General features: G+C 59.6%; 25 protein-coding genes and 2 pseudogenes. 20 read left to right on the top strand and 7 right to left on the bottom strand.

Annotated elements, in window-relative coordinates:
• Positions 1-2 precede the first annotated feature (2 nt).
• On the top strand, positions 3-587 hold the full coding sequence (locus ACZ9IU_RS25705; RefSeq protein ID WP_477482109.1) for an amidohydrolase family protein: 585 nt from the start codon (positions 3-5) through the stop codon (positions 585-587).
• Positions 562-1005 (top strand): amidohydrolase family protein, encoded by a 444-nt coding sequence (locus tag ACZ9IU_RS25700; RefSeq protein WP_477482108.1) that lies wholly within the window; start codon positions 562-564, stop codon positions 1003-1005. Before ACZ9IU_RS25705 ends, ACZ9IU_RS25700 begins: the two co-directional genes overlap by 26 nt.
• Before the next feature lie 40 nt (positions 1006-1045).
• Here the strand turns inward: ACZ9IU_RS25700 and ACZ9IU_RS25695 are convergent, their stop codons facing one another.
• Complete coding sequence (locus tag ACZ9IU_RS25695) at positions 1046-1969, bottom strand: LysR substrate-binding domain-containing protein (protein WP_040125200.1); 924 nt, start codon at positions 1967-1969, stop codon at positions 1046-1048.
• Positions 1970-2075: 106 nt separating this feature from the next.
• Here ACZ9IU_RS25695 and ACZ9IU_RS25690 point away from each other — a divergent pair, with 106 nt between their 5' ends.
• From ACZ9IU_RS25690 to ACZ9IU_RS25660, 7 genes are all read left to right on the top strand, one after another.
• Positions 2076-2489, top strand: coding sequence for a nuclear transport factor 2 family protein (locus tag ACZ9IU_RS25690; RefSeq protein ID WP_040125202.1), 414 nt, complete (start codon positions 2076-2078; stop codon positions 2487-2489).
• Positions 2490-2573: 84 nt separating this feature from the next.
• The gene (locus ACZ9IU_RS25685; protein WP_051900573.1) at positions 2574-2990 is read left to right on the top strand and encodes a nuclear transport factor 2 family protein; all 417 of its coding nucleotides are present in this window, start codon (positions 2574-2576) and stop codon (positions 2988-2990) included.
• 60 nt (positions 2991-3050) lie between these two features.
• Positions 3051-4349 carry an epoxide hydrolase family protein gene (locus tag ACZ9IU_RS25680; protein ID WP_040125204.1) on the top strand — a complete coding sequence of 433 codons (1299 nt, stop codon included), beginning with the start codon at positions 3051-3053 and terminating at the stop codon, positions 4347-4349.
• A 257-nt stretch (positions 4350-4606) separates the two neighbouring features.
• Positions 4607-5746 (top strand): epoxide hydrolase family protein, encoded by a 1140-nt coding sequence (locus tag ACZ9IU_RS25675; protein WP_040125206.1) that lies wholly within the window; start codon positions 4607-4609, stop codon positions 5744-5746.
• 62 nt (positions 5747-5808) lie between these two features.
• The gene (locus tag ACZ9IU_RS25670) at positions 5809-6198 is read left to right on the top strand and encodes an ester cyclase (protein ID WP_040125208.1); all 390 of its coding nucleotides are present in this window, start codon (positions 5809-5811) and stop codon (positions 6196-6198) included.
• A gap of 40 nt (positions 6199-6238) precedes the next feature.
• Entirely contained in the window at positions 6239-6994 is a 756-nt protein-coding gene (locus tag ACZ9IU_RS25665) for a helix-turn-helix transcriptional regulator (protein WP_040125209.1), read from the top strand.
• Between the two features lie 12 nt (positions 6995-7006).
• The gene (locus tag ACZ9IU_RS25660; protein WP_157885325.1) at positions 7007-7531 is read left to right on the top strand and encodes a nuclear transport factor 2 family protein; all 525 of its coding nucleotides are present in this window, start codon (positions 7007-7009) and stop codon (positions 7529-7531) included.
• Between the two features lie 45 nt (positions 7532-7576).
• Here the strand turns inward: ACZ9IU_RS25660 and ACZ9IU_RS25655 are convergent, their stop codons facing one another.
• A complete protein-coding gene (locus ACZ9IU_RS25655) occupies positions 7577-8500 on the bottom strand; it encodes an AraC family transcriptional regulator (RefSeq protein WP_040125213.1) in 924 nt (307 codons plus the stop codon).
• 73 nt (positions 8501-8573) lie between these two features.
• Here ACZ9IU_RS25655 and ACZ9IU_RS25650 point away from each other — a divergent pair.
• From ACZ9IU_RS25650 to ACZ9IU_RS25640, 3 genes and pseudogenes are all read left to right on the top strand, one after another.
• A pseudogene (locus ACZ9IU_RS25650) lies at positions 8574-9315 on the top strand (SDR family oxidoreductase).
• 187 nt (positions 9316-9502) lie between these two features.
• A complete protein-coding gene (locus tag ACZ9IU_RS25645) occupies positions 9503-9952 on the top strand; it encodes a MarR family winged helix-turn-helix transcriptional regulator (RefSeq protein ID WP_040125216.1) in 450 nt (149 codons plus the stop codon).
• 4 nt (positions 9953-9956) lie between these two features.
• A complete protein-coding gene (locus ACZ9IU_RS25640; RefSeq protein WP_040125218.1) occupies positions 9957-10787 on the top strand; it encodes an NAD-dependent epimerase/dehydratase family protein in 831 nt (276 codons plus the stop codon).
• Positions 10788-11168: 381 nt separating this feature from the next.
• On the opposite strand, the gene ACZ9IU_RS25635 is transcribed toward ACZ9IU_RS25640, so the two are convergent.
• The gene (locus ACZ9IU_RS25635) at positions 11169-11738 is read right to left on the bottom strand and encodes a TetR/AcrR family transcriptional regulator (protein WP_040125220.1); all 570 of its coding nucleotides are present in this window, start codon (positions 11736-11738) and stop codon (positions 11169-11171) included.
• 91 nt (positions 11739-11829) lie between these two features.
• On the opposite strand from ACZ9IU_RS25635, the gene ACZ9IU_RS25630 reads away from it, so the two are divergent.
• Positions 11830-12573, top strand: a complete 744-nt coding sequence (locus tag ACZ9IU_RS25630; RefSeq protein WP_040125223.1) for an SDR family NAD(P)-dependent oxidoreductase — start codon at positions 11830-11832, stop codon at positions 12571-12573.
• A gap of 353 nt (positions 12574-12926) precedes the next feature.
• Here the strand turns inward: ACZ9IU_RS25630 and ACZ9IU_RS25625 are convergent, their stop codons facing one another.
• The gene (locus ACZ9IU_RS25625; protein WP_040125224.1) at positions 12927-13934 is read right to left on the bottom strand and encodes a Gfo/Idh/MocA family protein; all 1008 of its coding nucleotides are present in this window, start codon (positions 13932-13934) and stop codon (positions 12927-12929) included.
• Positions 13935-13957: 23 nt separating this feature from the next.
• Complete coding sequence (gene edd, locus ACZ9IU_RS25620) at positions 13958-15772, bottom strand: phosphogluconate dehydratase (RefSeq protein ID WP_040125226.1); 1815 nt, start codon at positions 15770-15772, stop codon at positions 13958-13960.
• A gap of 354 nt (positions 15773-16126) precedes the next feature.
• Between edd and ACZ9IU_RS25615 the strand changes: the two genes are divergently transcribed.
• From ACZ9IU_RS25615 to ACZ9IU_RS25585, 7 genes are read left to right on the top strand one after another with little or no spacing between them, the layout of a single operon-like run.
• On the top strand, positions 16127-17038 hold the full coding sequence (locus ACZ9IU_RS25615; RefSeq protein ID WP_040125228.1) for a PfkB family carbohydrate kinase: 912 nt from the start codon (positions 16127-16129) through the stop codon (positions 17036-17038).
• Entirely contained in the window at positions 16963-18087 is a 1125-nt protein-coding gene (locus ACZ9IU_RS25610) for a tagatose 1,6-diphosphate aldolase (protein ID WP_080719366.1), read from the top strand. The genes ACZ9IU_RS25615 and ACZ9IU_RS25610 overlap by 76 nt, the downstream gene beginning before the upstream one ends.
• A 24-nt stretch (positions 18088-18111) precedes the next feature.
• Positions 18112-18783 carry an amino acid ABC transporter permease gene (locus ACZ9IU_RS25605; protein WP_051900577.1) on the top strand — a complete coding sequence of 224 codons (672 nt, stop codon included), beginning with the start codon at positions 18112-18114 and terminating at the stop codon, positions 18781-18783.
• A 1-nt stretch (position 18784) separates the two neighbouring features.
• Entirely contained in the window at positions 18785-19429 is a 645-nt protein-coding gene (locus ACZ9IU_RS25600; RefSeq protein WP_040125232.1) for an amino acid ABC transporter permease, read from the top strand.
• A 22-nt stretch (positions 19430-19451) separates the two neighbouring features.
• The gene (locus tag ACZ9IU_RS25595) at positions 19452-20246 is read left to right on the top strand and encodes a transporter substrate-binding domain-containing protein (protein WP_051900578.1); all 795 of its coding nucleotides are present in this window, start codon (positions 19452-19454) and stop codon (positions 20244-20246) included.
• A gap of 58 nt (positions 20247-20304) precedes the next feature.
• Entirely contained in the window at positions 20305-21327 is a 1023-nt protein-coding gene (gene fba / locus ACZ9IU_RS25590) for a class II fructose-bisphosphate aldolase (RefSeq protein ID WP_040125234.1), read from the top strand.
• 19 nt (positions 21328-21346) lie between these two features.
• Positions 21347-22111, top strand: a complete 765-nt coding sequence (locus ACZ9IU_RS25585; protein WP_040125857.1) for an amino acid ABC transporter ATP-binding protein — start codon at positions 21347-21349, stop codon at positions 22109-22111.
• Between the two features lie 51 nt (positions 22112-22162).
• Here ACZ9IU_RS25585 and ACZ9IU_RS25580 read toward each other — a convergent pair whose 3' ends face one another.
• Together ACZ9IU_RS25580 and ACZ9IU_RS25575 are read right to left on the bottom strand one after the other, a co-directional pair.
• Positions 22163-22918 carry a FadR/GntR family transcriptional regulator gene (locus tag ACZ9IU_RS25580; protein ID WP_065814815.1) on the bottom strand — a complete coding sequence of 252 codons (756 nt, stop codon included), beginning with the start codon at positions 22916-22918 and terminating at the stop codon, positions 22163-22165.
• Between the two features lie 87 nt (positions 22919-23005).
• Positions 23006-23566, bottom strand: a pseudogene (locus ACZ9IU_RS25575) (IS6 family transposase); the annotation flags it as partial.
• Positions 23567-23579 lie beyond the last annotated feature (13 nt).

Raw genomic sequence — 23579 nt, 5'->3', positions numbered from 1 at the left:
CTATGAAGCTAACCGGCATCGAGGAGCACTATCTGACGGCGGAAGTGCGCGAGGCCTGGAATGCGATTGATCTGGCTTCGGCGGATCCTTGCGTTTCCATTCACTCAGGAGAGCTCGAACGGCGTTTGCTTGATCTTGCCGACAGACGCATCGCCCTGATGGACGAGACCGGGCTCGACGTTCAGGTTCTGTCGCTGACCACGCCGGCGCTGCACGATCTGGGGCTGGAAAGCGTCGGTCTCGCACGAAGCGCCAACGATGCAGTAGCGGAGGCGGTCGCGCGGCGACCCGATCGTCTGCAGGCATCGGCGACGCTGCCGGTGGCGATGCCGGACGAGGCCGCGCTGGAACTGGAGCGCTGCGTCCGAACCCTTGGCTTCAAGGGAGCCATCCTGTGCGGTCGGGTCGGACATCGAAATCTCGACTATCCGGAACTTCGTCCTCTATTCGAGAGCGCAGCCGCGCTGAACGTTCCTTTGCTGCTTCATCCCCGCACGCCCCCCAGAGGTTCGAGCCGCCTATTATTCCGGCTTCTCAGTAGAAGTCGATGCCGTATTCGCCATGTTCGGTCTCGGCTGGCATTATGATGCGGGCATCCAGTTCCTGCGTTTGGTGCTGAGCGGCACGTTCGATCGGTTGCCCGGCTTGCAAGTGATCCTCGGCCATTGGGGCGAGGTCGTGCGGTTCTATGCCGAACGGCTGGCGGCATTGGACCGCTTCTCGGGACTGAATCACCCTATTGCGACTTACCTGCGCCGCAACTTATACGTCACTGCGAGCGGCATGTTCCTGCCCGACTATCTGGCGAGGGCCGCCGCGATCGTCGGAGCGGACCGGCTGCTGTTTTCCACGGACTTTCCCTACCAATATCGTCCGGGCGGCGATGCGCGGCGATTTCTGGCGGACTGCGGGCTGGGCGAAACCGATCAGGCCGCGTTCGTTTATGGCAACTGGGTTCGCCTGACCGAAGGCGACCCAGCGACGTCGAACCGTGGCCAAAACTGACTGCATCTGATAGCGAAGCTCGGACGCGCGCCAGGTCGGTTCATGGACTTGTCCCGACTTTTGGTAACGCGAAGCCAGCCACCAGGTAATCGAGCAGGGCGCGGACGGACGGTATCATCCCACGTCTGGATGGGAATACCGCATGCACGACGCCGCCGGGCGTCTTCCATTCTGGCAGCAGCCAAGTGAGGGCTCCGGCCTCGACTTCCATGGCGACCAGGTGGGCCGGTATGAGCGCGGCGCCGAGGCCGTCCAAAGCCGCGCCCTTTAGGGTCAGAAGATCATCTGTCGCAAGCCGGGGCATGATGGCGAGTTCTGACTTCTGCCCGGACAGGTGGGTCAGCCGCCACATGGTCCTGCCATCCGGCGCCGCCATTGACAGCAATGGCATGCCCGCCATGTCTCCAATAGCCGCAGGTTCCCCATAGGTGCGAACCAGGTCGGGCGTGGCGACCAGGATCATCTCTGAAATTCCAAACTGGCGCATGGCCAGTTCGGTATCCTCGATCGGCGGCAATCTCACGCGGATGGCAAGGTCGAGACCTTCTTCGATTACATCCACGCGCCGGTTGGTCGCATTAAGCGCAATGCGTACCTCAGGATAATCGCCCAGGAAACGACCGAGCAAGGCGCCGAGCCCCCCCTGCAGCAACCCGATCGGGCAAGACATCCGCACCAGCCCCTGAGGCCTGGCAAGGATGTGGTCGATCGCATCCCTTGCCGCCTGCGCTTCTTGGAGCAGTGCCACACAGTGTCGGTGGAAGATCTGACCGGCTTCGGTCAGCGACAAATGACGGGTCGTGCGATTGATCAGGCGCACGCCCAGTTCTTCCTCAAGCCGGGTAACCCGCCGGCTGAGTTTCGAAGTCTGAAGATCCAATGCTTTTGCCGCAGCCGTATAGGAACCCGAGTCCACGACCCGGGCAAAATAGTAGAGATCATTGAGGTCGGTGACGGATCGCATGATGGTCATTATTCTACTGGGAGCAAAAATCCATTGCAATTGGAGGCCTGAACATCAGTCTGGTGCAGTCCTATCTCGTCTGAAGAGCAGTAGAGGAGATAAGCACATGACTGAGAATGAGAAGATTGTCCGCGCGGCCTACGAGACCGCCGAGCGCCAGGATCTTGAGGCATTTATCAACTGTTTCACACCCGATGGTACGCTGACTGACCAATCCATCGCTGTCACCTACCAAGGCCGTGATGTGGCCAAGACGGTAGCAGTCTATGCGAAGGCCTTTCCCGACATGCATCGCGAACTGTTTCGCATGTTCGAGGTCGGCGACACGATCGTTGTGGAGCTGGCGCTACAGGGCACCCACAAGGGGCCACTCGACCTCCCGTCGGGAACCGTTCAGCCGACGGGCAAGCGAATGGACGCACCTTGCTGCGATGTCTTCCAAATCCGGGACGGCAAGATCCAGTCGTTCAACTGCTACCCCTCGGGCACCGTTGTCATGCAGCAACTCGGGCTTCGCTGAAGGCAACAACGGACGGACGAATTCGCCGCCGGGTAAACCTAGGTGCGGCCAGCCCCCTGGGCCATCTTCCGAGGAGATCTCATTATGAAAAAGTCATCTGAGTCCGCAGACCGGATTCGTGAGCTGCTCGACCAGAACCTGCAGGAGGTTTTCGGTGAGAACAACGATGAGCGCCGCCGCGCGGCGATCGGCGAACTCTGGGCGAAGGACGGCGTCCTCTATGTCCCGCCGGGCGTGATCGTCGGACGAGAGGCGATCGACAAGTTCGCTGGCGATCTCCGCAAGAAACAACCACACTTCGCCTACACGCCGCGTGGCGCGCCGCAGGTGCTCCACAACGCAGGTCGGCTCGCCTGGGGTTCGGGGCCGCGCGGCGAAGCGCCGGCATACACGGGATGCGATGTGATAACCGTCCGCGATGGCGGGATCACGGCCCTCTACGTCTTCCTCGACGAGAACTCGGAAGAGCTCCGTTGGAGTGGCGGCCAGATCGCGAGCTAGCCCAATGGTCCGAATCCCGACCGTTCCGCGAACGCTGCTTTATTTCGAAGGAGCCATCCGATGATCCGGCAATCGTCTTTCAATAATCTGAAATCGCCGTCGCGCAGGCTGGTTCTGCGCGGCCTGGTCAAAGGCATCACAGTCGCAACGCTTGGGGACTTGTCGACCGAAGCGTTTGCTGAAGATGCGACGCCCGTTCTCGCTCCTGCCAGCTCCGCGATCATACCCTTCCGGGTGGCCGTCCCGCAGGCTGCGCTAGACGACCTGAAGCGGCGCTTGGTCACAGCACGCCTTCCCGAGCGGGAGACAGTGGCCGACTGGTCGCAGGGCGTCCCGCTGGCCAAGGCCAAGGCGCTGATCGCCCATTGGCGTGACCATTACGACTGGAGGCGCTTTGAGCGTCGGATCAACACGATCCCGCAGTTCCGCACCGAGATCGATGGGCTCGGGTTTCATTTCATACATGTACGGTCGAAGCATCCGGGCGCGCTGCCGATGATCCTGACGCATGGCTGGCCGGGGTCGGTCGCCGAGTTCTTGGACGTGATCGGGCCGCTGACCGACCCAACCGCACACGGCGCTCGCGCTGAGGACGCGTTCGACGTCGTGATCCCCTCGCTGCCCGGCTTCGCCTGGTCCGACAAGCCGCGCGAGGGCGGTTGGACGGTCGAGCGGACGGCGCGTGCCTGGGCGACACTCATGCAGCGGCTGGGCTACACCCGCTGGGTCGCCCAAGGCGGCGACTGGGGAGCCGGCGTGACCCATGCGCTGGGCCATCTGCGGCCAGCCGGGCTCGTCGCTGCCCACGTGAACTGGCAGTTGGTGGTTCCCGATAAGCTTCCCGATCATCCGACCCCTGAGGAGCAGCTTGCCATCGACGGCGTCAGGCGCTTCACCGGCGACGGCTACGGCTACTTCCGCGAACAGGCAACGCGCCCGCAGACCATCGCCTACGGCCTGGCAGATTCGCCTGTCGGACAAGCGACCTGGATCTACGAGAAGTTCCAGGCCTGGACCGATAACCGGGGAAACCCCGAGGATGCCCTGAGCATCGACCGGATGCTCGACGACATCTCGATTTACTGGTTCACGGGCACGGCGGCGTCCTCCGCTAGGTTCTACTGGGAGAACGCGCGGAACGGTCGCGGTGCTAATGCCGGCCGAATCGAACTGCCGATGGCGGCGACGGTGTTCCCGCATGAGATTTTCACGACGACGAAGGCCTGGGCTGAGGCGCTGTGGCCGAACCTGTTCTACTGGAACAAGGTTGATCGTGGTGGCCACTTCGCGGCCGTCGAGCAGCCCGCGATCTTCGCTGATGAGATGCGCAAGGCGTTCCGCTCGATCCGCAGCGGCTGATCGGCATACCGTTTGCTGAAGTGGACGCTCACGACAAAATAAAAGACGAGCTGACTGACCGATTCCCGCGCCTGCACTGTTTTACCCGCCAAGCAGGTCGAATAAGGTCGAACCGGCGCGCGTGACGAAATGTACGCTGCGCGATTGAGGCTAAGTCCCCGCGGCCTAGCTATTGTCCGATGAGACTCACGGTGTGCGCGAAGCCATCAACGAGGGCGATCCGCCCAATACTGGAGCACTAATTCAAGGAGGGAAAAATGGCGACGCCATTTACCATCCATATTCCCGATCAACGCCTTAATGAGATCAGGCGCAAAGTCGAAGCTTATGACTGGGATCAGCTGCCAGACGCCGGGGGCTGGCGATCCGGAATAGGCAAAGCGGATCTTCAGCGCCTGGTCAGGTTCTGGCTTGACGGATTCGACTGGCGCGAGGTCGAGCGTAGGCTAAATCGGCGTCCTCATTTCACCGCTGAGGTTGACGGCCAGCGCCTTCATTTTATCCACGAAGTAGGCGACGGGACCAAACCGCCCATCCTTCTTCTACACGGCTGGCCGGGGTCCTTCATTGAGTTCGAGCAGATGATCGATCCGCTCATCGCAGACGGCCATGACGTGGTCATACCGTCCCTCCCGGGCTTCGCCTTCTCCAACCCGACCACAGGCATCCTTGGTCCGATCCGGATTGCGGAGCTACTGCACAGGTTCATGACCGAGCTATTCGGCGAGCGGCGCTACTTTGTGCAGGGCGGCGATTGGGGCGCGGGCATCGCTACCCGAATGGCCTATGGTCGTCCGCAAGCATTGCTTGGCATCCACCTCAACATGGTCCCGATCACGGCCGCTGATGTGCGTCCGACGACGTCCGCTGAGGAGGACTGGCAGGCCCGTTTCGCTGCCAATTCCGATCGAGAGAGAGGTTACAGCCATGAGCAGGGTACGCGGCCCCAAACGCTAGGCGTCGCGATGGCAGACAGTCCCGTTGGTGCGGCGGCCTGGATCCTTGAGAAGTTCGGTGTCTGGTCCGACTTGCCGAAGCGCGATGATGGCAGCCCTGACCTATGGGAGCGCTTTTCCGAAGAGCAATTGCTGACCAACATTATGCTTTACGTGGCGCCCGCTGCGGTCGTGACTGCGACCTGGATCTATCAAGGCCAACGGGAAGAGGGTGCAGACAAGGTGCCCGCCGGGACGCGTGTGGACGTGCCTACAGGCGTCGCCGCGTTCCCTGACCCCGTCTTCATACCTCCGCCGCGATCGTACGCGGAGAAGACGTACAATATCGTGCGTTGGACTGAGATGACCAAGGGCGGTCATTTCGCAGCGATGGAAGAGCCGGAACTGCTGCTCGCGGATCTGCGTGCCTTCATCGCTAGTACTCAGGGACATCACCGTTGAGATCGGGATTTTTGCCACTAGCCCGCCGCACCATTCGCGAGACATCTGTGCGAGGACCGACAATGACCACAATTGATCTTGCAAACGTCTACCTCGGGTATATCGCCTGCCTGAACAGCCAAGATTGGGAAAATCTCGGACGCTTCGTCCAGGATGATGTTCGTCGCAACAGCACTATGCTTGGCCTGAGTGGATACCGGCGAATGCTCGAGGATAATTTCGAGCAGATGCCGGACCTCCATTTCGACATCCAGATCCTTGTCGCTGAACCGCCCCATATCGCGGCCCGGCTGTGGTTCGACGTTACGCCGAAAGGGCAATTTCTTGGCGTTCCTGTGAACGGTCGGAAGGTGGCCTTCGCGGAGAACGTCTTCTACGAATTCCGAGGAGGCCGAATCCAAGAGGTTTGGTCAGTCATCGACAAGGCTGGTATCGAGGGTCAACTTAGATAATCTCCTAAGAAAACGGCATTTGTCGAGAAAGAGCCTGTATATGTCGAGAACGGGGCGTCTATTTGAACTAATAAGCCTGCTACGAGCACGCAGGATGCCCGTTACGGCGCAATATTTGGCGCGTGAACTAGGTATCTCGCGGCGGAGCGTATACCGGGACATTGAGACGCTACGCTCGCTCGGAGCGCCTCTCGATGGACAGGCGGGTATCGGCTATCGTCTGGGAGAAGGCTTCTTTCTCCCAGAATTCGCGTTTTCATCGGATGAACTGGACGCGGTAATCCTCGGTTTAGGCTGGGTGCGGCAGCGCGCCGATCCCGCCTTGGCACAAGGCAGCGAGAGGGCTCTTGCGAAGATACTTTCCGCCAGAAAAAACGGCCCAGCGACAAATGATGCGCCACCTGCTCTCGTAACCGCGGCCTCGGCGTCGGAGCGCAAGGACCCTCCGCAGGTCGCTTTGTTGCGAGATGCCATCCGCCGGCAACACAAAGTCGCGATCAGCTATGGGGACACCCACGGCAGGTTGTCGGATCGGACCGTCTGGCCGATCGCCATCGTCTATTTCGATGATGTGCGCGTATTGGCGGCCTGGTGCGAACATAGATCGGCTTTCCGCCACTTCCGCGTCGATCGTCTGCAACTACGGACGGTTTCGGAGGAGCGCTACCCCGGTCGACGCCAATCCCTCGCGGCGCGGTGGCGGCAGCAGGATCGTGATTGGCGTTCGATGATGACGGTTTCTGACACGTCGAGGGGCTATCAATCGACGGGTGCAATCGCTCCACGCACCCTGTGAAAGGAAAGATAGATGGCCTTGCCCGGTTCGAACCCGATCGCGGCGCAACAGTGGGGCAGCGCAGTCCTGCGTTACGCAGTTATCCTAGTGAGTTTGGTGGTTTTACCAATCCCGGCTTCAGCACAGGCAGTTCCGGGTCCGGCGAAAAGAGAAGGATCAGCTATGACGAATCAAGAAGCCTGGAAGATCTACAAAAAATATCTAAGCGCTTGGAATACAACCTCGATCGAAGAGCGTTTGAAGATCGCCAACGAGGTTTTGAGCGAGAACATCGAATACCACACTGCAAGACATGACCTGACCACCGGTCGCTCGCTAGTCATCGAAGACATGGCCACGTTCCATGAGAGATTCCCGGGCGGACATTTCGAAATCGGCGATATCTCTTCGCACCACAATGTGGCTCTATTGACTTGGGTTATCATCCAGGCCGATGGCAAGGAGTTTGCTCGCGGAGGTGATCAAATCACAGTCGGTAGCAACGGACAGATCTCTAAAATAACGACCTTTGCGCCGTCTGTAAAAGATCCGAATTAATTTCTGCGAATTGAATTTGGCACTCGCGTCGCGCGTCTGCTTGCGTCACGATGCCGGGCCAGCTTTCGGAGGGCTTCCGAACTCGCGCTTAAAAGCGTGACCGAACGCGCTCTGGGACTCGTAGCCAACGCTCCTTGCTATAGTGGCAACATTCGCATCCCCCCTAGCCAGCGCCGCACGAGCAATGGTTAGGCGCCACGCCCGCAAGTAGGTGAGCGGCGGTTGACCTACGCGGCGGGCGAAGGCGGCGGAAAAAGCGGCGCGCGACATACCGGCGACGCTCGCGAGCCCGGCCACCGTCCAAGGCCGCGAGACATCCTCGTGGATCGCTTGGAGAACCCGACCTAGCCGGGGGTCTGAGAGCGCGCCAAACCATCCAATTCCGACTTGCTCGGGCTGGCTTGCGTAGGCGCGGATCGCTTCTACCAACAAGATGTCGGCCAGGCGTGAACTGACGACTTCTCCGCCAATTCTGTCTCGCTGGATCTCGTCGTTCATCAGATTGAGGATCGTTGCTATTGCTCCCGACGCAGGCGTGCCGCGGGGGACGAGCAAAAAGTCCGGCAGCATGTCGAGCAGGAAGTCTGCATTGTCAGCGGCAAAGCTGACCGTTCCTCCAATCCCTATTGTGTCATTGCCTCCGAAGCGGGCCACGTCGCAACCAGAAGCCCCATAAAAGACCTGTCCATCGATCGGCGTTTGGCCCGGATCGCTTGCCACTACATAGGGAGTGCGTCCTAGCAGACCGACGTCACCCGCCTGCATGAACTGAGGCTCGCGTGAAGGCAGCAGCATCCAGCTCGTGCCGCGCAACACCGCGACGAACTTGAGCCGATCCATTGCGGGAAACGCGAGAGCCCATTCACCCGCGGCCTCCATTCGGGTGCGCCGCGTCACCCTCGCACCAAGGACATCGAGCACATTCGATAGTGGGTCGGCCACCAGTTTGGACGATTGCGACAACTTCATAGCCTACGAAGCATAGATCATCTTGCCGCGCTTGGCTATTTTCTTCGGAAGAACTCGGCGATGGAGATCGGCAATGAGCGTCGAAGGCAAAGTCGTCGCGATCACAGGGGCAAGCAGTGGCATTGGATGCGCGACGGCGAAATTGCTGGCGAAACATGGCGCTTACGTTGTGCTCGGCGCCCGCAACGAGAAGGCCCTCGCAGCGATCACGGCCGAGATGACCGCTGCGGGCGGCAAGGCTGCGTTCCTAGCGACCGATGTCCGCCGCCGGCGCGATCTTGAAGCGCTTGTTGGATTGGCGGTCGAACGAGGCGGCAAACTTGATGCCATCGTTAACAACGCCGGAATTGGGCCGATCTCGCGATTCGACGCGCTGCGTGTCGAGGATTGGGACGCAATGATAGACGTTAATCTGCGTGGCACTCTCTACGGGATCGCCGCCGCGCTGCCGGTGTTCACGCGGCAGGGAAGCGGCCACATAATCAACGTCATCTCCACCGCGGGTATCAAGATACTACCGACGATGGGCGTTTACGCCCCCACCCGCGACCAAGAATGCAGTCCGGACGGTGACGGAAGCCCTGAGGCAGGAGGCGGGACCGAAGCTTCGCGTCACGGAGATATCACCGGGAATGGTCGCCACGAACTTCGGAGACTCGATTACAGACCAGGCAGTCAAGGAGGCCATCGGTAAGCGCTTAGGAAATATCGCGATCCCTCCCGGTGCAGTCGCACGGGGCATTCTCTTCGCACTGGAGCAGCCGCCCGAAGTCAATGTCGGCAGCATCGTCATTCGGCCGACCGCACAGGACTGAGGAGCGGTGCTCGAGCTTCAGCGTTGAAGCGATGCCGCTGGATGCGGAATTTCTCGTATCGGCGCGTGCCCGGGCTTGTTCGCAGCCACATCACCTTCGTCGGAGCAGCACCACACGACACTTGACAGTTCGTTTGGTACCTTGCAATATTCGCAAGCTACCAAACAATTGGAGGGACCTTGTCCTCATGCGGGACGAACGAGACGTCGAACATCTGACTGTGGGGGCATGGACAAAGCGATGCTATTTTGCGGGACGGGCCCTCATGGACGCGACGCTGCGACCATACGATCTGGGTTCGACGCAGTGGTACGTTCTCTGGCATCTGGCAAACGCTGGTCCGATGGTGCAGCGCGATCTCGGACGTGCGCTTGAGCTCGAACGGGCGACTTTGAGCGGGATCATCGCCACGCTCGTTCGCAAAGGGCTGGTCCGGCAGACCTCGGATGGAGAAGACCAGCGCCAGCGTCTTCTGACACTCACGAGTTCTGGCGAGGCCCTGTGGCGGGAGATCCCAGACCTCTCGTTTATTCACCAAGCTGCTTTTGACGGTATCGATGAGGCCGATCTGGCCACGACGATGCGCGTCCTTCGATTGGCGACCGAGCGGCTACAGACCCTCTCACGAAAGGTATGAGCTAATGACAATACTGATAACTGGAGCGACGGGCCTTGTTGGCGAGCGCCTTGTTGGCGAGCGCCTTGTTCCGCGGCTGGTAGAAACAGGCCTTGCTTGCCGGTTGCTGCTGCGGGCAGGGAAAACCTGCCCCCCGGGAGCAACGGCCGTGACCGGCGATATTCTTGACCCTTTGACGCTTTCGGAGGCTGTTTGGGGTGTTTCGGCAATCGTGCATCTGGCGGCCATCTTTCGCACCTCGGATACAGATTTGATCTGGAAGAGCAACCTAGAGGGCACCCGCAATTTGATCGCCGCTGTAAAAGCTGATGCGCCTGATGCTCGCTTCATTATGGCGAGCACGTCGAATGTCTATAACAAGAACTCGACCCAGCCCGGCCGGGAGACAGATAGTGTTGAGCCGGAACAAGCCTACCCCGCCAGCAAGGTCGCAGCCGAGAAACTGCTGCGCGAGAGTGGCTTGAACTGGTCGATCTTACGGTTCCCGTTTGTTTATGGCGACGGCGACGGTCACCTGGAGATGCTGCCAAAGCACCTGGTCGCCTTCGGCTTCCATCCCGCCAATCGCATGAGCACGATACACCATCGCGATATTGCAACGGCGATGAGATTGGCGCTGGCAGGCGCCTTCGATGGCCGGATCGTTAACATATCCGATGAAGCGCCGACGACGGTCTATGAATTGGCGGGAATCGTGGGGCAAGAAATGGAACCCTCGGCCGAGGCAATGCAAAATCCATGGTACCTCCATGTTGATGCATCGCTCGCGCGGAGTCTTGGTTTCCGGCCGGTCGTGAGGACGGTGTACCAGGCTGCGCAGGAAAAAATACTGTAGGGCAATAATGCGTGTCCTGCAGGCGCCCGATTATGCTGCTTCGAAGCAACCGCTTCTATTGGCGCGCTGGCCGTATGCGGTCCCGGTTGATAGTTCGGGCCTGAGGAGCGTTCCCCCGTCGCGCGTCCTCGATCTGCTGGCGGCGACACTTTCTTCCGGACCGAGACCGGCGGGGCCACGCGAGGCGGCAAGACCACTGACGGTCGGACGCACAAGTCGCCGGGCAGTGGCGGGCCAAGTTGCGCCACGCCCGTATAGTCGCGCGGGAGCACTGACATCATAAGTGACCATCGCAATTACGGTCGGAACGACTTCTCCATAGGCAAGCCGAAGAAAGATCCAATCAAACAGCCAATGCTGGACCGGGATGCGCCGAAGAGGCTATTGTGGAGATCCACCGCGTGAGGCGACGCCACTTGTAAAGACGCTAACCAAATGCGCTATATGCGCTTCAGGCAAATTGTCCTGCTCTGTGGCGAGCGAGATTGCGGTCGCTACGCACACAAGATCATCGAAGCTGATGTCTGATCGAACTGCCCCTGCCTTCTGCGCACTGTTCAACAGGCGAACGCCTTCGGCCGTGGTTGCGAGACATCCGGGCGTCCCGATTCTCATAACCATCCCGAGCGATGCTGCCAGACCACGATAGACGTTTGTGTGCTGAACGAGGCCTTCCAAATATGCGCGTAAAGCGTCCAAAGGATCAAGTTTGGATGCTCTGGCACGGCTCGCCTCCGCAAAAGCCAGAAATCGGGCGCTGTATGTGGCGGCCAAGAGGTCTTCTCTCGTCGGAAAGCGGCGATAAAGCGTCCCGATCCCGACCCCGGCGCGCTTTGCGACGTCGTCCAATGAAACGCCCGCGCCTCGCTCCAGAAAGACCTCCTCCGCTGCGGCAAGGATCCGCTCCTTGTTCAGCCGCGCATCGACTCGCAATGGAGTTTCGTCCGCCAAAAAATCGACCTCACTGTGACTTGTAAGTGGAGAATATCTCCATATAGTAAATGGAGCAATCCTCCACTTACTGCAAAAGCGAGCGAATGGCATGACGAAGCGATTTGAGGACAAGGTCGTGGTGATCACGGGCGGGACGGACGGCATAGGCTTGGCAGCGGCCAAGTTGTTTGCAGCAGAAGGTGCCTATACGTATGTCACCGGCCGCCGGCAGGAACGTCTAGATGAGGCCCTAGAGGAAATCGGCAACGGCGCCATTGGCGTTCAAGGCGATGTCAGCGATCTCGCGGACCTCGACAAACTCTATGCAGAAGTAAAGCGTGATCACGGCCGCGTTGACGTGGTATTCGCCAATGCCGGCGTGTCCGAGTCCGCCCCGATTGGCGCGATTGAAGAAGATCATTTCGACCGGGTCTTCAATATCAACGTCAAAGGTATGGTCTTTACGGTGCAGAAGGCTCTACCGCTGATGCCTTCCGGCGGCGCTGTCGTGTTGACCGGATCGGGGGCGGGCAGCAAGGGCTTTGCCAACCTATCCATCTATAGCGCCACCAAGGCAGCGATTCGCTCGTTCGCACGAACTTGGACGATCGATCTGAAAAGCCAGGGTATTCGTGTGAACGTCGTTTCGCCCGGCATGGTCCTGACACCGGCAATGCAGACCTATCTGCAGAACAATGCCGACGCTGAGGAGTGGATGCAGCAGGCTATTCCGTTCGGCAGGCTTGCCCAGACTGAAGAGGTCGCCAAGGCGGTGCTGTTTCTGGCATCGAACGATAGTAGCTTCGTTGGCGGCGAAGAACTATTTGTCGACGGCGGCTTCGTGGCGGTGTGAGAACCGAGTACCGGGACCGTCGAGACGTCTGGCTTCTATAGAACGGCGCCCCAGCACAGACCGGCGGCACGAGGGTGTCGTTTCGGCCGGCACATGCACCCGCTTGGGCAGACCTTGGTCACTGTCTCCGCCACAGTGTTGCTCAAAAAGGAAGGTGGCCGTATTGAGACACCCCACCCGGGTGACGTCGAGTGGATCCCTCCTCAGGTGAAGCCGAAACGAGGAACTCGAACTCCGATTCCCGGCATCACCTGCACGGGCAGCGTCACGATCGCCTTGAATGGATTCGAACCTTGACCCGCTCTTTGTGGAATAAGATAGCTGCTAGCCGCGACGCCAAATCATGTTTGAACTCAAAAAGATATCGCGATCTTCGGTCCGACGTTGCTGGAACGTGCGGCGATCGACATTGCAATTGCAACAGAGATTGCGATTCTTCCATCTTCCCCGATAGCGAGCGGGCGAGTGCCAGTTGTCATCGCCCGGTGTAGGTATCGAATAACCTCCGTATAGGGATCGACATGCGAAAGCGGAATCGGCCTTTCGCCTGCGGCCATTACAAGCTTGAGCGCACCGGCTGGCCGGCCGGAAAGGCAATCGCTGGCATAAAGGCTGCCTTCGGTTCCATTAATGACGACCTCCGTCGCGCTGCCGGGCACGTTGAACGCATCGAAGGTTTGCGCGACGAGGCCGGACGGAAAGCGCATCGTGCTCATGACGGCCTGGGCGATCGACGACGATTCGACTGCAACATCGCTCGTCATGGCCGTCACCTCTAGCGGGGTTTCCGCAAGCAGGTACCGCAGAAGATCGATATCATGCGTCGCTTTGTCGAAAATGATCCCGCTTCCGGGTTCATCCGTCAGCCGGCCACGATAAAGATGGCTTGGCAGCACGCCTGCATTGATAACGCGCGCGAAAAGCGGCTGGCCGATCGCGCCGCTTTGGACAAGCGCGGCCATCTCGCGATTGACCGTCGAGCCGCGCAAGTGGTGGTTGACGCCCAGGATGACTCCCGCGCTCCGGCAGCCCTCGATCATCTCGGCGGCTTCCTCGAGGCTCGTCGCAAGAGGCTTTTCGCACAGGACATGTTTGCCGGCGGAGGCTGCTGCAAGCACATGCGCATGGTGCAGCCTGTTGACGCTCGAAACATAAACCGCATCGCAGTGGTCAAAGAACTCGCCCAGATCCGTCGTGCGAGCGGATATGCCGAGGGCGTCGGCAAACGCATCGGCCCGCCCACGGTCGGACGAATAGACCGAGGCGACATGACCACCATTTGAGCGGATCGCATTGACGAGCCTTTCACGCGCGATCGTCGATGCGCCCAGCAGCCCCCAGCGAATTTTGTTTTCCGACATGCCGATGCCCTATGATTGAACCTTCAAAAAAGGAAGCTCGCTCCGTCTTCGGAACTTGAGACGGCGCGGCGGGCATTGGCGAAAAGCTCCCGGCCGATGCCGCGCTTGGCGCGGTGTGGCATTGCAAGCCGCTTGCGGCCGGCGATCGTCGCCTCATCGACGAGCATTTCCAGAGTGCCTGTCACCGGGTCGATCCTGACCATGTCACCATCCCGCACGAGCGCAAGCGGTCCTCCATCGGCTGCCTCGGGCGAGACATGGATGGCCGCCGGGATCTTGCCGGAAGCGCCGGACATGCGCCCGTCGGTCACCAGAGCCACCTTGAAGCCGCGATCCTGCAGAACGCCAAGGGCGGAACTGAGCTTGTGAAGTTCCGGCATGCCGCAGGCCTTCGGTCCTTGAAAGGGCAGGACCGCGACGAAATCTCGGTCCAACTCCCCCGCTTTGAAGGCCAGCATGAGCTGCTCCTGCGTTTCGAAGATTTTCGCGGGAGCCGTCACAGCACCGCGACCTCCCTTCACCGCCGAAACCTTGATGACGGAGCGACCGAGATTGCCGGTCAGCACCCGGAGACCGCCCGTCGGCTGAAACGGTTTTCCGGCAGAACGCAGAACGCTTTCATCCGATGAAGTACCGTGGTGATCGCACCATTCGACGGCATCATTCACAAGTACCGGTACCTGCCGGTATCGGTCTAGACCTTCGCCGGCGATCGTATTCACATCCGCATGAAGAAGCCCATGATCGAGCAACGTCGCGATCAGCGATCGCATGCCGCCGGCCGCATGAAACAGGTTGATGTCGGCAGGCCCGTTCGGATAGGCCCGCGCGACAAGCGGTATCACCTCCGAGAGGTTGGAGAAGTCGTCCCAGGTGATGATGATGCCGGCCACACGAGCCATGGCAACCAAATGGATCGTATGGTTTGTGGATCCGCCCGTTGCAAGCAGGCCAATGATGCCGTTGACGATCGTCTCCACACCGACGATCCGCGATATCGGCGTAAACTTTGGGCCGGGCCTGGAGATTTCCAGCGCGCATCTGACCGCAGCCCGCGTCAGCGCATCTCGCAGCGGCGTGTTCGGATTGACGAAACTGGAGCCGGGAAGATGCAGCCCCATGATCTCCATGAGCATCTGGTTGGAATTTGCCGTGCCGTAGAATGTGCAGGTTCCGGGCGCGTGATAGGAGCGAGCTTCGGATTCCAGCAGTTCTTGCTGCCCCACCTTGCCTTCCGCATGCAACTGCCGGACCCTGACCTTTTCCGAGTTCGACAGACCGGTCGGCATCGGTCCTCCGGGAACGAAGACTGCCGGAAGATGGCCGAAGGCCAGTGCACCCATGACAAGCCCTGGTACGATCTTGTCGCAGACCCCCAGATAGAGCGCCGCATCGAAAGCGTCATGGCTGAGCGCGATCGCCGTGGACATGGCAATGACGTCCCGCGAGAACAGGGACAGTTCCATGCCCTCCCTACCCTGCGTGATGCCGTCGCACATGGCCGGCACGCCTCCGGCCACCTGCGCGATCGCGCCGAGACAGTTTGCCTCGCGGCGGATGATGTCAGGAAAGCGCTCGAACGGCTGGTGAGCCGACACCATGTCGTTATAGGCCGTCACGATCGCCAGATTTGACGCTTTCGCAGCCAGCAGCGCAGTCTTGTCTGCAATGGGACAGGCTGCGGCGACATGCGCCGCATTCGCGCAGGGCATCGTGTTTCGCCGCGGCCCGTCGCGATTGAGCGCTTCTTCGACCATGGCCTCATATTCCGCGCGGGTCTGCGCGGAGCGGTTTCGGATTCTGTCGGTGACGTGGAGTATCGTGTCGATCGGTTTCACTAGAGTGTTCCGGAGCTTGGCGGTGCGAAGACCGTGTTGGCCATGATGGCATTGAGATCACTTGTAAAATTTGACAACGACATGTCAAGGGAACGACCTTGTCTTCCCGTTCGCACCGGATCTGATTTTCCTCGCAATATCTGCAAACATCTGAATTTTAACGATATATCTACGTTTAAAAAATATTTACCCTAACCTTCGAGGGCTCTCCTTACGTTACGCATGAAAAAATCATGCCATCATGTAAATTTTATTGACTACATGTCCGCGAATTTTTATGGTGCCGGCAATGGGAGGCGAAAGGCTTGCAGCAAGGCAAGAACGCCCCCTGTCGTTTTGAATTGGAGGTTCCGGGTGGGTTTAAGCAAGCAGCGGATCGTGCATCTGGGAAACGCGTTTCTCGACACGATCGTCTATCTGCCGACGCTGCCGACGCAGCCGAGCAAGATCCGGGCGCTTGACGTGTTGAAGACCGGCGGCGGAATTGCCGCGACGGCTGCCTATACCACGGCGCTATTGGGCGCAGAGACCGTCTATTGGGGCCGCCTCGGCAATGACGAGACCGGCGACCAGATTTTGGCCCGCCTCGCGGCCGTCGGTGTTGATACCCGCTCGGTCCGGCGTGTGGATGGCGGGGTCAGCCCGATAGGTACGATCCTCGTATCTCCGGATGGCGACCGCATGGCATTCGGTTTCATCGGCCGGAACCTTGGCAATGAGGCAGAATGGCTTCCTTTGAGCCAGCTTGATGGCGTGACCGGCGTGCTTGCCGACTACAGTTGGTGGGAAGGCGCTGCGGCAATGTTCGAGGCTGCCCGCAAGCGCAACATCGTCAGCGTCCTCGATGCCGATGTCGGCGACATGGATGCGGTTCACAAGCTCCTGCATCTCCCCGACCACGTCGTCTTCTCTGCGGCCTGCCTTCGCCGCCTTTCTGGTAGCGACGACATCGAAACCGGTCTTCGCCACGCGCGCGGCCTGTGTCGGGGCGTGGTTGCCGTCACGGATGGCGAGCATGGTTTCTTCTGGCTGGATGACTCGGGCGTCCGAAATGTGCCGGCCTTTCCCATCAAGGCGATCGATACCAATGGTGCGGGCGACATTTTCCACGGCGCCTATACGCTGGCCGTCGCGGAAGACCTCGATGTCGAAAATGCAGCCCGTTTTGCGAGCGCCACTGCCGCGCTGAAATGCGCCAAGGGCAGCGGCTGGGAAAGCATCCCCGATCGCAGCGCCGTCGAAGATTTTCTCAAGAGGAGTGCGTGATGAATATTACCCCCGGCAAACTTTGGGGTCTGCGCCGGCTGGCGGACGAAAACGGCCGCTTCAAGATGCTGGCGATGGATCAGACCGGGCCGATCGTCAACCCGATCAAGGCCGCCCTCAATGTCGCTCACGCACCTTACCATCATATTGCTGCGGTGAAGCGGCTGCTCGGGACCTACCTGGCGCCGAAGGCTTCGGCGGTGCTGATCGATCCGCCACTCGGCTATTCGGCCACGGTCGATGGCATTTCCGCGCGCAAAGGGCTGCTGGTTGCAACGGAATGGGCGACCTGGGAAGTGACGAAGAACGGGCGCAAGTCACAAAACATTCCCGGATGGAATCCGGGCGTCATCCGCAAGATCGGCGGCGACGGGGTCAAGGTGAACCTCTGGTTTCGCGCCGATGTCAGCGATGACGTGAAGGAACATCAACTCGCCTATCTCAACAGCGTAAAGCGGGATTGCCGCGAGAACGATATTCCTTTCATCCTCGAGTTCCTCGTATACCCCTTCCCGGATGAGACACAGGAAGCGTTCAATGCGCGTCGTGTCGAACTCGTGGCCGGTTCACTTGCAGACACGGACATCATGAATCCGGAAGGCGTGGACGTCTACAAGCTCGAACCGCCGACCGAAACCGTCGATGTGCCCGATCCGGACGCCCCCGATGCAGCCCGCATCCAGAAGCGGTTCGATGACATGGCGAAGGGTCTGGGTCGCCCGTGGGTGCTTCTAAGCGCAGGCTCCACACCAGAAGACTTCCTGAGGCTCCTCACCTATGCATACCGCGCAGGCGCAAGCGGATACCTCGCCGGCCGCGCCATATGGTCCAAGGCCTTTTCGAACTTCCCCGATATGGCGGCTATGGAAAAGGCCTTGGCAGATCAGGCCCCGCGCATCATGGATGACCTGAACGCACTGACCGACAGGATGGCGACCCCGTGGCGCGAGAACCGCAACTGGGAAAACAGCGTCACTGCATCGCCTGCGGGCGAGGATTTCGCACCGCGCTATGCCGATTTTGCAAGAACGGGCAACCTCGTAGCCTGATCCGCAGCCATCTGGAGACTTTTAGTGGGATATCTCGATTTTACCGGAGTGCTATCACGCAGCGACCTTCTGCTGAAGGGCATGTTGCTGACCGCACAGATTTCGGTCATCTCGATGGTGTTCGCGCTGATGATTGCCGTTCTGGTCGCAAGTGTCTCCCTCAGCAGCAGTCGGTTCGTCCGGCTGCCGGCCGTCGTCTATGTGGAGGCGATCCGCAATACGCCGTTCATCGTGCAGGTCTTCCTGATCTATTTCGGCCTGCCAAGCTTCGGCATCCGGCTCGACCCCACGGTCGCCGCCATCCTCGCTATGTCGATCTATGGAGGCGCCTATTGCAGCGAAGTCATTCGTGCCGGTATCCAGAGCATCACCAAGGGGCAGATCGAAGCCGGCCGCGCGCTCGGCATGTCTCCGCTGACCATTTTCAAGCATGTGATCTTCAAGCCCGCGCTTGCGGCCGTTTTTCCGTCACTCGCTGCGCAGTTCATTCTGCTTCTTCTGTCGTCCAGCGTCGTCTCCGCGATCTCGGTCCCCGAGCTTACCGGCATCGGCAATGACATTCAGGGCATCACACTGCGAAACATGGAAATCTACCTCGTCATCGCGGTCGTGTACGTCGTTCTCGTCGCTGTGCTGAAAGGCGTGATGACGGTCCTTGAACGCGTCCTGTTTCCATTCAAGTTCCTGGGGCGATAAGATGTTTCAGCAATTCAGCCTCACCCATGTCCAGTTCATGCTGACCGGTCTCGGCTGGACCATCGGTCTGGCGCTCATCGCGCTGGTCGGCGGTTCGATTGCCGGGTCCGCGATAGCCCTGATGCGCATTTCAGCCAATCCTGTCGTCGGTCGGCTCGCACAGTTCTACATTTTCGTGGTGCAGGGCACACCGCTGCTCGTAACCCTGTTCATCGCCTATTTCGGCGTCACCTATATCGGCATTTCGGTGCAGCCGATCGTCGCGATCGCCGTCGCCTTTTCGCTCTACGCAGCGGCATTTCTTGGAGAAATCTGGCGCGGCGCCATCCAGTCCGTCCCGAAGGGACAACGGGAAGGCGCGCATGCGCTCGGCCTTGGTCGCGCCGACGCGATGATCCACATCATTGTGCCGCAAGCAATCCGGATCGCCATTCCGCCTACAGTCGGCTTTTTCGTCCAGCTCATAAAGAACACCTCGCTGGCTTCCGTCGTCGGCATCGTCGAGCTGACGCGCACGTCCCAGATCGTCAGCAACGCCACGTTCAAGCCGCTTGAGGTTTATCTGACCGCCGCGGCTTTCTATTTCCTTGTCTGCTTCCCGCTGACGCTGTTCAGCCGCAGCCTCGAGAAACGTCTGAAATCCTAACATCGTAACGGAGGAGAAAACGATGCTCGCATTTATAAGGAAAGCTGTCGTCGGCGTAGTTGCCGCGGCTTGCCTTTCATCCGTCGCTGTCGCACAGCAAACCACGAATACCTTCGACGAGATCATCAAGCGTGGCAAGATCGTCGTCGGCATCTCGCTGTCGACGCCGCCTTACGGCATGACGGACACCAGCATGAAGCCGTCCGGTTTCGACGTTGCAATCGCAAACCTGATCTCCCGGGATCTCGGTGTGAAGCTTGAAATCGTCGACCAGGTTTCGCAGGCCCGAATCCCCAACCTGACGACCGGCAAGGTCGATATCGTCATCTCCTCTCTCGGCATCACGGCGGAACGCGCTAAGGCCATCATGTACAGCAACTCGATCTATGTCGACGAGCAGATGGTCATCGCGCCGACCGCCTCCAAGCTCGACAACCTCGAAGCTCTGGTCGGCAAGCGCGTTGGCGTGACCCGCGCCAGCACCAACGACACGATCATCACCCAGAAGGCCGTGCAGGGCACCAACATCCAGCGTTTCGAAGATGACGCCTCGACCAATCAGGCACTGTTCACAGGCCAAGTCGATGCGATCGTTTCCGGCGCCGCTGCTGCCAATGCCATTAACGCGCAGACGGACAAGTTCGCGCGCAAATTCGCCGTCCGCCAGTCCCCGATGGGTATAGGCGTCCGCCGCGGCGATTACGACCTCCACCAGTGGCTCAACACCGAGATCATGATGCTGTGGAGCGGTGGCGAGCTGCAGGCTGCCCAGAAACAATGGCTGGGCATCGTCAACGAAGACGTTCCGCGCTTCTAATTTCATTTCATGGCCTGCAGCCGGGCTGCAGGCCAATCCTCACGAGAAAGCTGCCTATATGCCCAAAATAACGCTCAGACAATTGCTCGACCACGCCGCCGAACATCACTATGGCGTGCCCGCGTTCAGTGTCACTTGCATGGAACAGATGCTGGCGGTCATGAACGCCGCCAGTGCGGTTGATGCGCCCGTCATTCTGCAGGTCGGCACCAAGGCCCGCTCCTATGCGGGCGACATCATGATCGAGCACCTGTTTGCGGCGCTGGAAAAGATCTACCCGGATATCCCGATGGTGGTGCACCAGGACCACGGCAATAGCGAGGCGACGTGCGCGACCGCCCTTCAGCACAAGTTCACATCGGTGATGATGGACGGATCGCTGCTCGAAGACGCCAAGACGCCCTCCGACTACGACTACAATGCCCGCGTGACCGCGCGCGTATCCGAAGTCGCGCATTACATGGGTGCGTCGGTCGAAGGCGAGATCGGCGTTCTGGGGAAGCTCCAGTCGCGGACCGACGAACGTATGCTGACCGACCCGGACGAAGCAGTGAATTTTGTTAAGGCGACCAAGGTCGATGCCCTCGCCATCGCGATGGGCACTTCACACGGCGCCTACAAATTCAGCCGCAAGCCGGATGGCGAAGTCCTGGCCATGGACCGGCTGGAGGAAATTCACCGGCGCCTGCCCAACACCCATCTCGTGATGCACGGCTCCTCCTCGGTTCCGCAGGAATTACAGGACATCATGAACAAGTACGGTGCGGACATAAAGCAGACCTGGGGCGTACCGATCGAAGAAATCCAGCGCGGCATCAAGCATGGCGTCCGCAAGATCAATATCGATACCGATAACCGGATGGCGCTGGTCGGCCAGATCCGCCGGGTGATGCACGAAGACCCCAAAGAATTCGACATCCGCAACATGATGAAGCCCGGAATGGACGCCATTACCAAGCTCTGCAAGCAGCGGCTTGAAGAGTTTGGCACGGCTGGGCACGCTGCGAAGATCAAGGTCATCCCGTTGGCGGATATGGCGGGCCGATACGCTTCCGGCGAATTCGACCCGAAGATTGTCTGACGGCCACAAGGAAAAGACTGTGAGCGCAAATCATTCGAACGGAAAATCCGATGGAGCGGTCGTGGAGGCGAGGCAGGTGTCGAAGTCCTTCGGAGCCTTCCGGGCGCTGCGGAACATCGATCTGACCGTCAGCCGCGGCGAAACAATCGTGATCTGCGGTCCATCCGGATCCGGTAAATCGACCCTGATCCGCTGCCTCAACGCGCTGGAGCAATATCAATCCGGCTCTCTGCACGTCTGTGGCATCGATGTAACGGATACACGCCAGTCGATCGATGCGGTGCGGCGGCGCACCGGCATGGTCTTCCAGAATTTCAATCTTTTCCCGCATATGACCGTGCTGGAAAACTGCATGATCGCGCCGATGAAGGTAAAAGGCGCGTCGGGCGAGGAAGCCCGGGCGACCGCACAACGTTTCCTCGAACGGGTCCGGATTCCGGAACAGGCCGGCAAATATCCATCGCAACTTTCGGGCGGACAGCAGCAGCGCGTCGCGATCGCACGAGCACTCTCCATGAGCCCCGAACTGATGTTGTTCGACGAGCCGACATCGGCACTGGATCCGGAAATGGTCCGCGAAGTGCTCGATACGATGGTCGAGCTTGCCAAGGAAGGCGGCACGATGATCTGCGTGACGCACGAGATGCATTTCGCGCGTCAGGTCGCCGATCGCATCATCTTCATGGATGCCGGTGCGATCGTCGAGACAGGCAAGCCGGATGACTTCTTCTCAAATCCGAAGACGGCAAGAGCTCAGGAATTCCTGGCCCAGATCCTGCACTGAAGCGCCGGGGCCTATACCGAAAAGAATGACGGGTGCCTTTCCTGCCGTCCGTTATTCGTCGTGTTTCGGCCGGGCGCCATTCAGGCGCCCGGCCTCCAGATGTTGCGCATCGAGTATAGCTGCCCGCGCCTGGAGCAGGTGATATTTCATGTAGCTCGCCGCGGAATCACTATCTTCGATGCTGATCGCGTTGAATATCCGCGTATGCTCTTCTACGACACGCAGACGCCGCGCCGGTGCGCGTTCCCTTGCAAGCTCTAGCCCGATATTCATGGTTTCCAGAACTGGCCGGCGAAGGTCTCTCAGCAAGACGGGAAAATATTCATTGCCGGCGGCAATCGCGATTGCGTCGTGAAAGGCAATGTCCTGTGACTGGCCCAGTTCACCCCGCATGATCGCTTCGTTCAGATCGTCGATCGTCTGCCGGATTGCCTCAAGATGTCCGCGCGAACGTCGCAGCGCCGCAAGCCGCGCAGCCTCGACTTCAATGACGATTCTCGGCTCGAAAGAACGTACATAACTGGATAGGCTAGCCGCATCGGCCAACTCCGTCAGCCTCATGGACGGCTTCGTCGAAACGAACGTGCCGATACCCCGCCGCGATTGGACCAACCCATCTGTAGATAGGCGTAAAAGCGCCTCGCGGACCACGGGTCGCGACACATCGAAGGCGAGCGACAGTTCCGCTTCTGAAGGAAGCTTGTCGCCCTCCGTGAATTTTCCGGACGTAATCTCAGAAAGGATTTGTCCATACACGGTATCAGCGAGTTTCTCTTTTCTGGCGGGTGTTACGGTGATCTGAGACATGCCCGTACCTTAGCCGAGTTTTGTATTTGGAGAAACGGTGATGTCACGTTGTTTGGCTGAAGCCGGACGAAGCGCTTGCCGTTGATCTCAGGTAGCTGTGCCGGTTACGGCCTTCCACTGCGCGATTGCCTGGATCCGATGAAGGTGAATGGCGAGGGCGGAGTGCGTCTGGTGCGGCGGGACGAAAAGATTTCTGACCGCTGAAAACACCGAGATAAATCGTCGCAAGCCGCCGGCGGATCGGAAGCCTTGCATCACCCGCTCTCGTTTTCGCAGTGGCAGGTGTGAATTCTCCGCGCGATTGTTCAGCCCCTTGTGCGATCGGTGTTCGACGGTAGGCATCACATCCCGCTTTGCCGCTCCACATGAGCGCAGTTTGTCGGTGATGATCCGCTTCGGCGTGAGGCCTTGCTGCTTCTGTAGCCTGACCAGCAATCGCTTGGCAGCCTTGGTGTCGCGACGGGTCTGTACGATTTCGTCAAGAACATAGCCGTCCTGGTCGACGGCGCGCCAAAGCCAGTGTTGTCGACCGCCGATGGAGATCACCACTTCGTCCAGATGCCAGATATCCTTTCGGGAAGGCTCCTTTCTGCGCAACCGCTTCGCATATGCCGAGCCAAATTTGCATCCCCAGCGCCGGATCGTCTGAAGTAGCTTGCCA

Source organism: Mesorhizobium sp. USDA 4132 (assembly GCF_056279545.1).
The sequence above is the reverse complement of the archived record's forward strand: the minus strand, read 5'-3'. Positions and strand labels throughout refer to the sequence as shown.

Coding starts and splice junctions, on each gene's coding strand:
- ACZ9IU_RS25610 (WP_080719366.1), top strand. CDS start 16,963: ATGCGCCAAGGGCAGCGGCTGGGAAAGCATCCCCGATCGCAGCGCCGT.
- ACZ9IU_RS25670 (WP_040125208.1), top strand. CDS start 5,809: ATGACCACAATTGATCTTGCAAACGTCTACCTCGGGTATATCGCCTGC.
- ACZ9IU_RS25655 (WP_040125213.1), bottom strand. CDS start 8,500: ATGAAGTTGTCGCAATCGTCCAAACTGGTGGCCGACCCACTATCGAAT.
- ACZ9IU_RS25580 (WP_065814815.1), bottom strand. CDS start 22,918: ATGTCTCAGATCACCGTAACACCCGCCAGAAAAGAGAAACTCGCTGAT.
- ACZ9IU_RS25665 (WP_040125209.1), top strand. CDS start 6,239: ATGTCGAGAACGGGGCGTCTATTTGAACTAATAAGCCTGCTACGAGCA.
- ACZ9IU_RS25630 (WP_040125223.1), top strand. CDS start 11,830: ATGACGAAGCGATTTGAGGACAAGGTCGTGGTGATCACGGGCGGGACG.
- fba (WP_040125234.1), top strand. CDS start 20,305: ATGCCCAAAATAACGCTCAGACAATTGCTCGACCACGCCGCCGAACAT.
- ACZ9IU_RS25675 (WP_040125206.1), top strand. CDS start 4,607: ATGGCGACGCCATTTACCATCCATATTCCCGATCAACGCCTTAATGAG.
- ACZ9IU_RS25600 (WP_040125232.1), top strand. CDS start 18,785: ATGTTTCAGCAATTCAGCCTCACCCATGTCCAGTTCATGCTGACCGGT.
- ACZ9IU_RS25685 (WP_051900573.1), top strand. CDS start 2,574: ATGAAAAAGTCATCTGAGTCCGCAGACCGGATTCGTGAGCTGCTCGAC.
- ACZ9IU_RS25640 (WP_040125218.1), top strand. CDS start 9,957: ATGACAATACTGATAACTGGAGCGACGGGCCTTGTTGGCGAGCGCCTT.
- ACZ9IU_RS25695 (WP_040125200.1), bottom strand. CDS start 1,969: ATGCGATCCGTCACCGACCTCAATGATCTCTACTATTTTGCCCGGGTC.
- ACZ9IU_RS25660 (WP_157885325.1), top strand. CDS start 7,007: ATGGCCTTGCCCGGTTCGAACCCGATCGCGGCGCAACAGTGGGGCAGC.
- ACZ9IU_RS25625 (WP_040125224.1), bottom strand. CDS start 13,934: ATGTCGGAAAACAAAATTCGCTGGGGGCTGCTGGGCGCATCGACGATC.
- ACZ9IU_RS25690 (WP_040125202.1), top strand. CDS start 2,076: ATGACTGAGAATGAGAAGATTGTCCGCGCGGCCTACGAGACCGCCGAG.
- ACZ9IU_RS25645 (WP_040125216.1), top strand. CDS start 9,503: ATGCGGGACGAACGAGACGTCGAACATCTGACTGTGGGGGCATGGACA.
- ACZ9IU_RS25680 (WP_040125204.1), top strand. CDS start 3,051: ATGATCCGGCAATCGTCTTTCAATAATCTGAAATCGCCGTCGCGCAGG.
- ACZ9IU_RS25595 (WP_051900578.1), top strand. CDS start 19,452: ATGCTCGCATTTATAAGGAAAGCTGTCGTCGGCGTAGTTGCCGCGGCT.
- ACZ9IU_RS25700 (WP_477482108.1), top strand. CDS start 562: ATGTTCGGTCTCGGCTGGCATTATGATGCGGGCATCCAGTTCCTGCGT.
- ACZ9IU_RS25705 (WP_477482109.1), top strand. CDS start 3: ATGAAGCTAACCGGCATCGAGGAGCACTATCTGACGGCGGAAGTGCGC.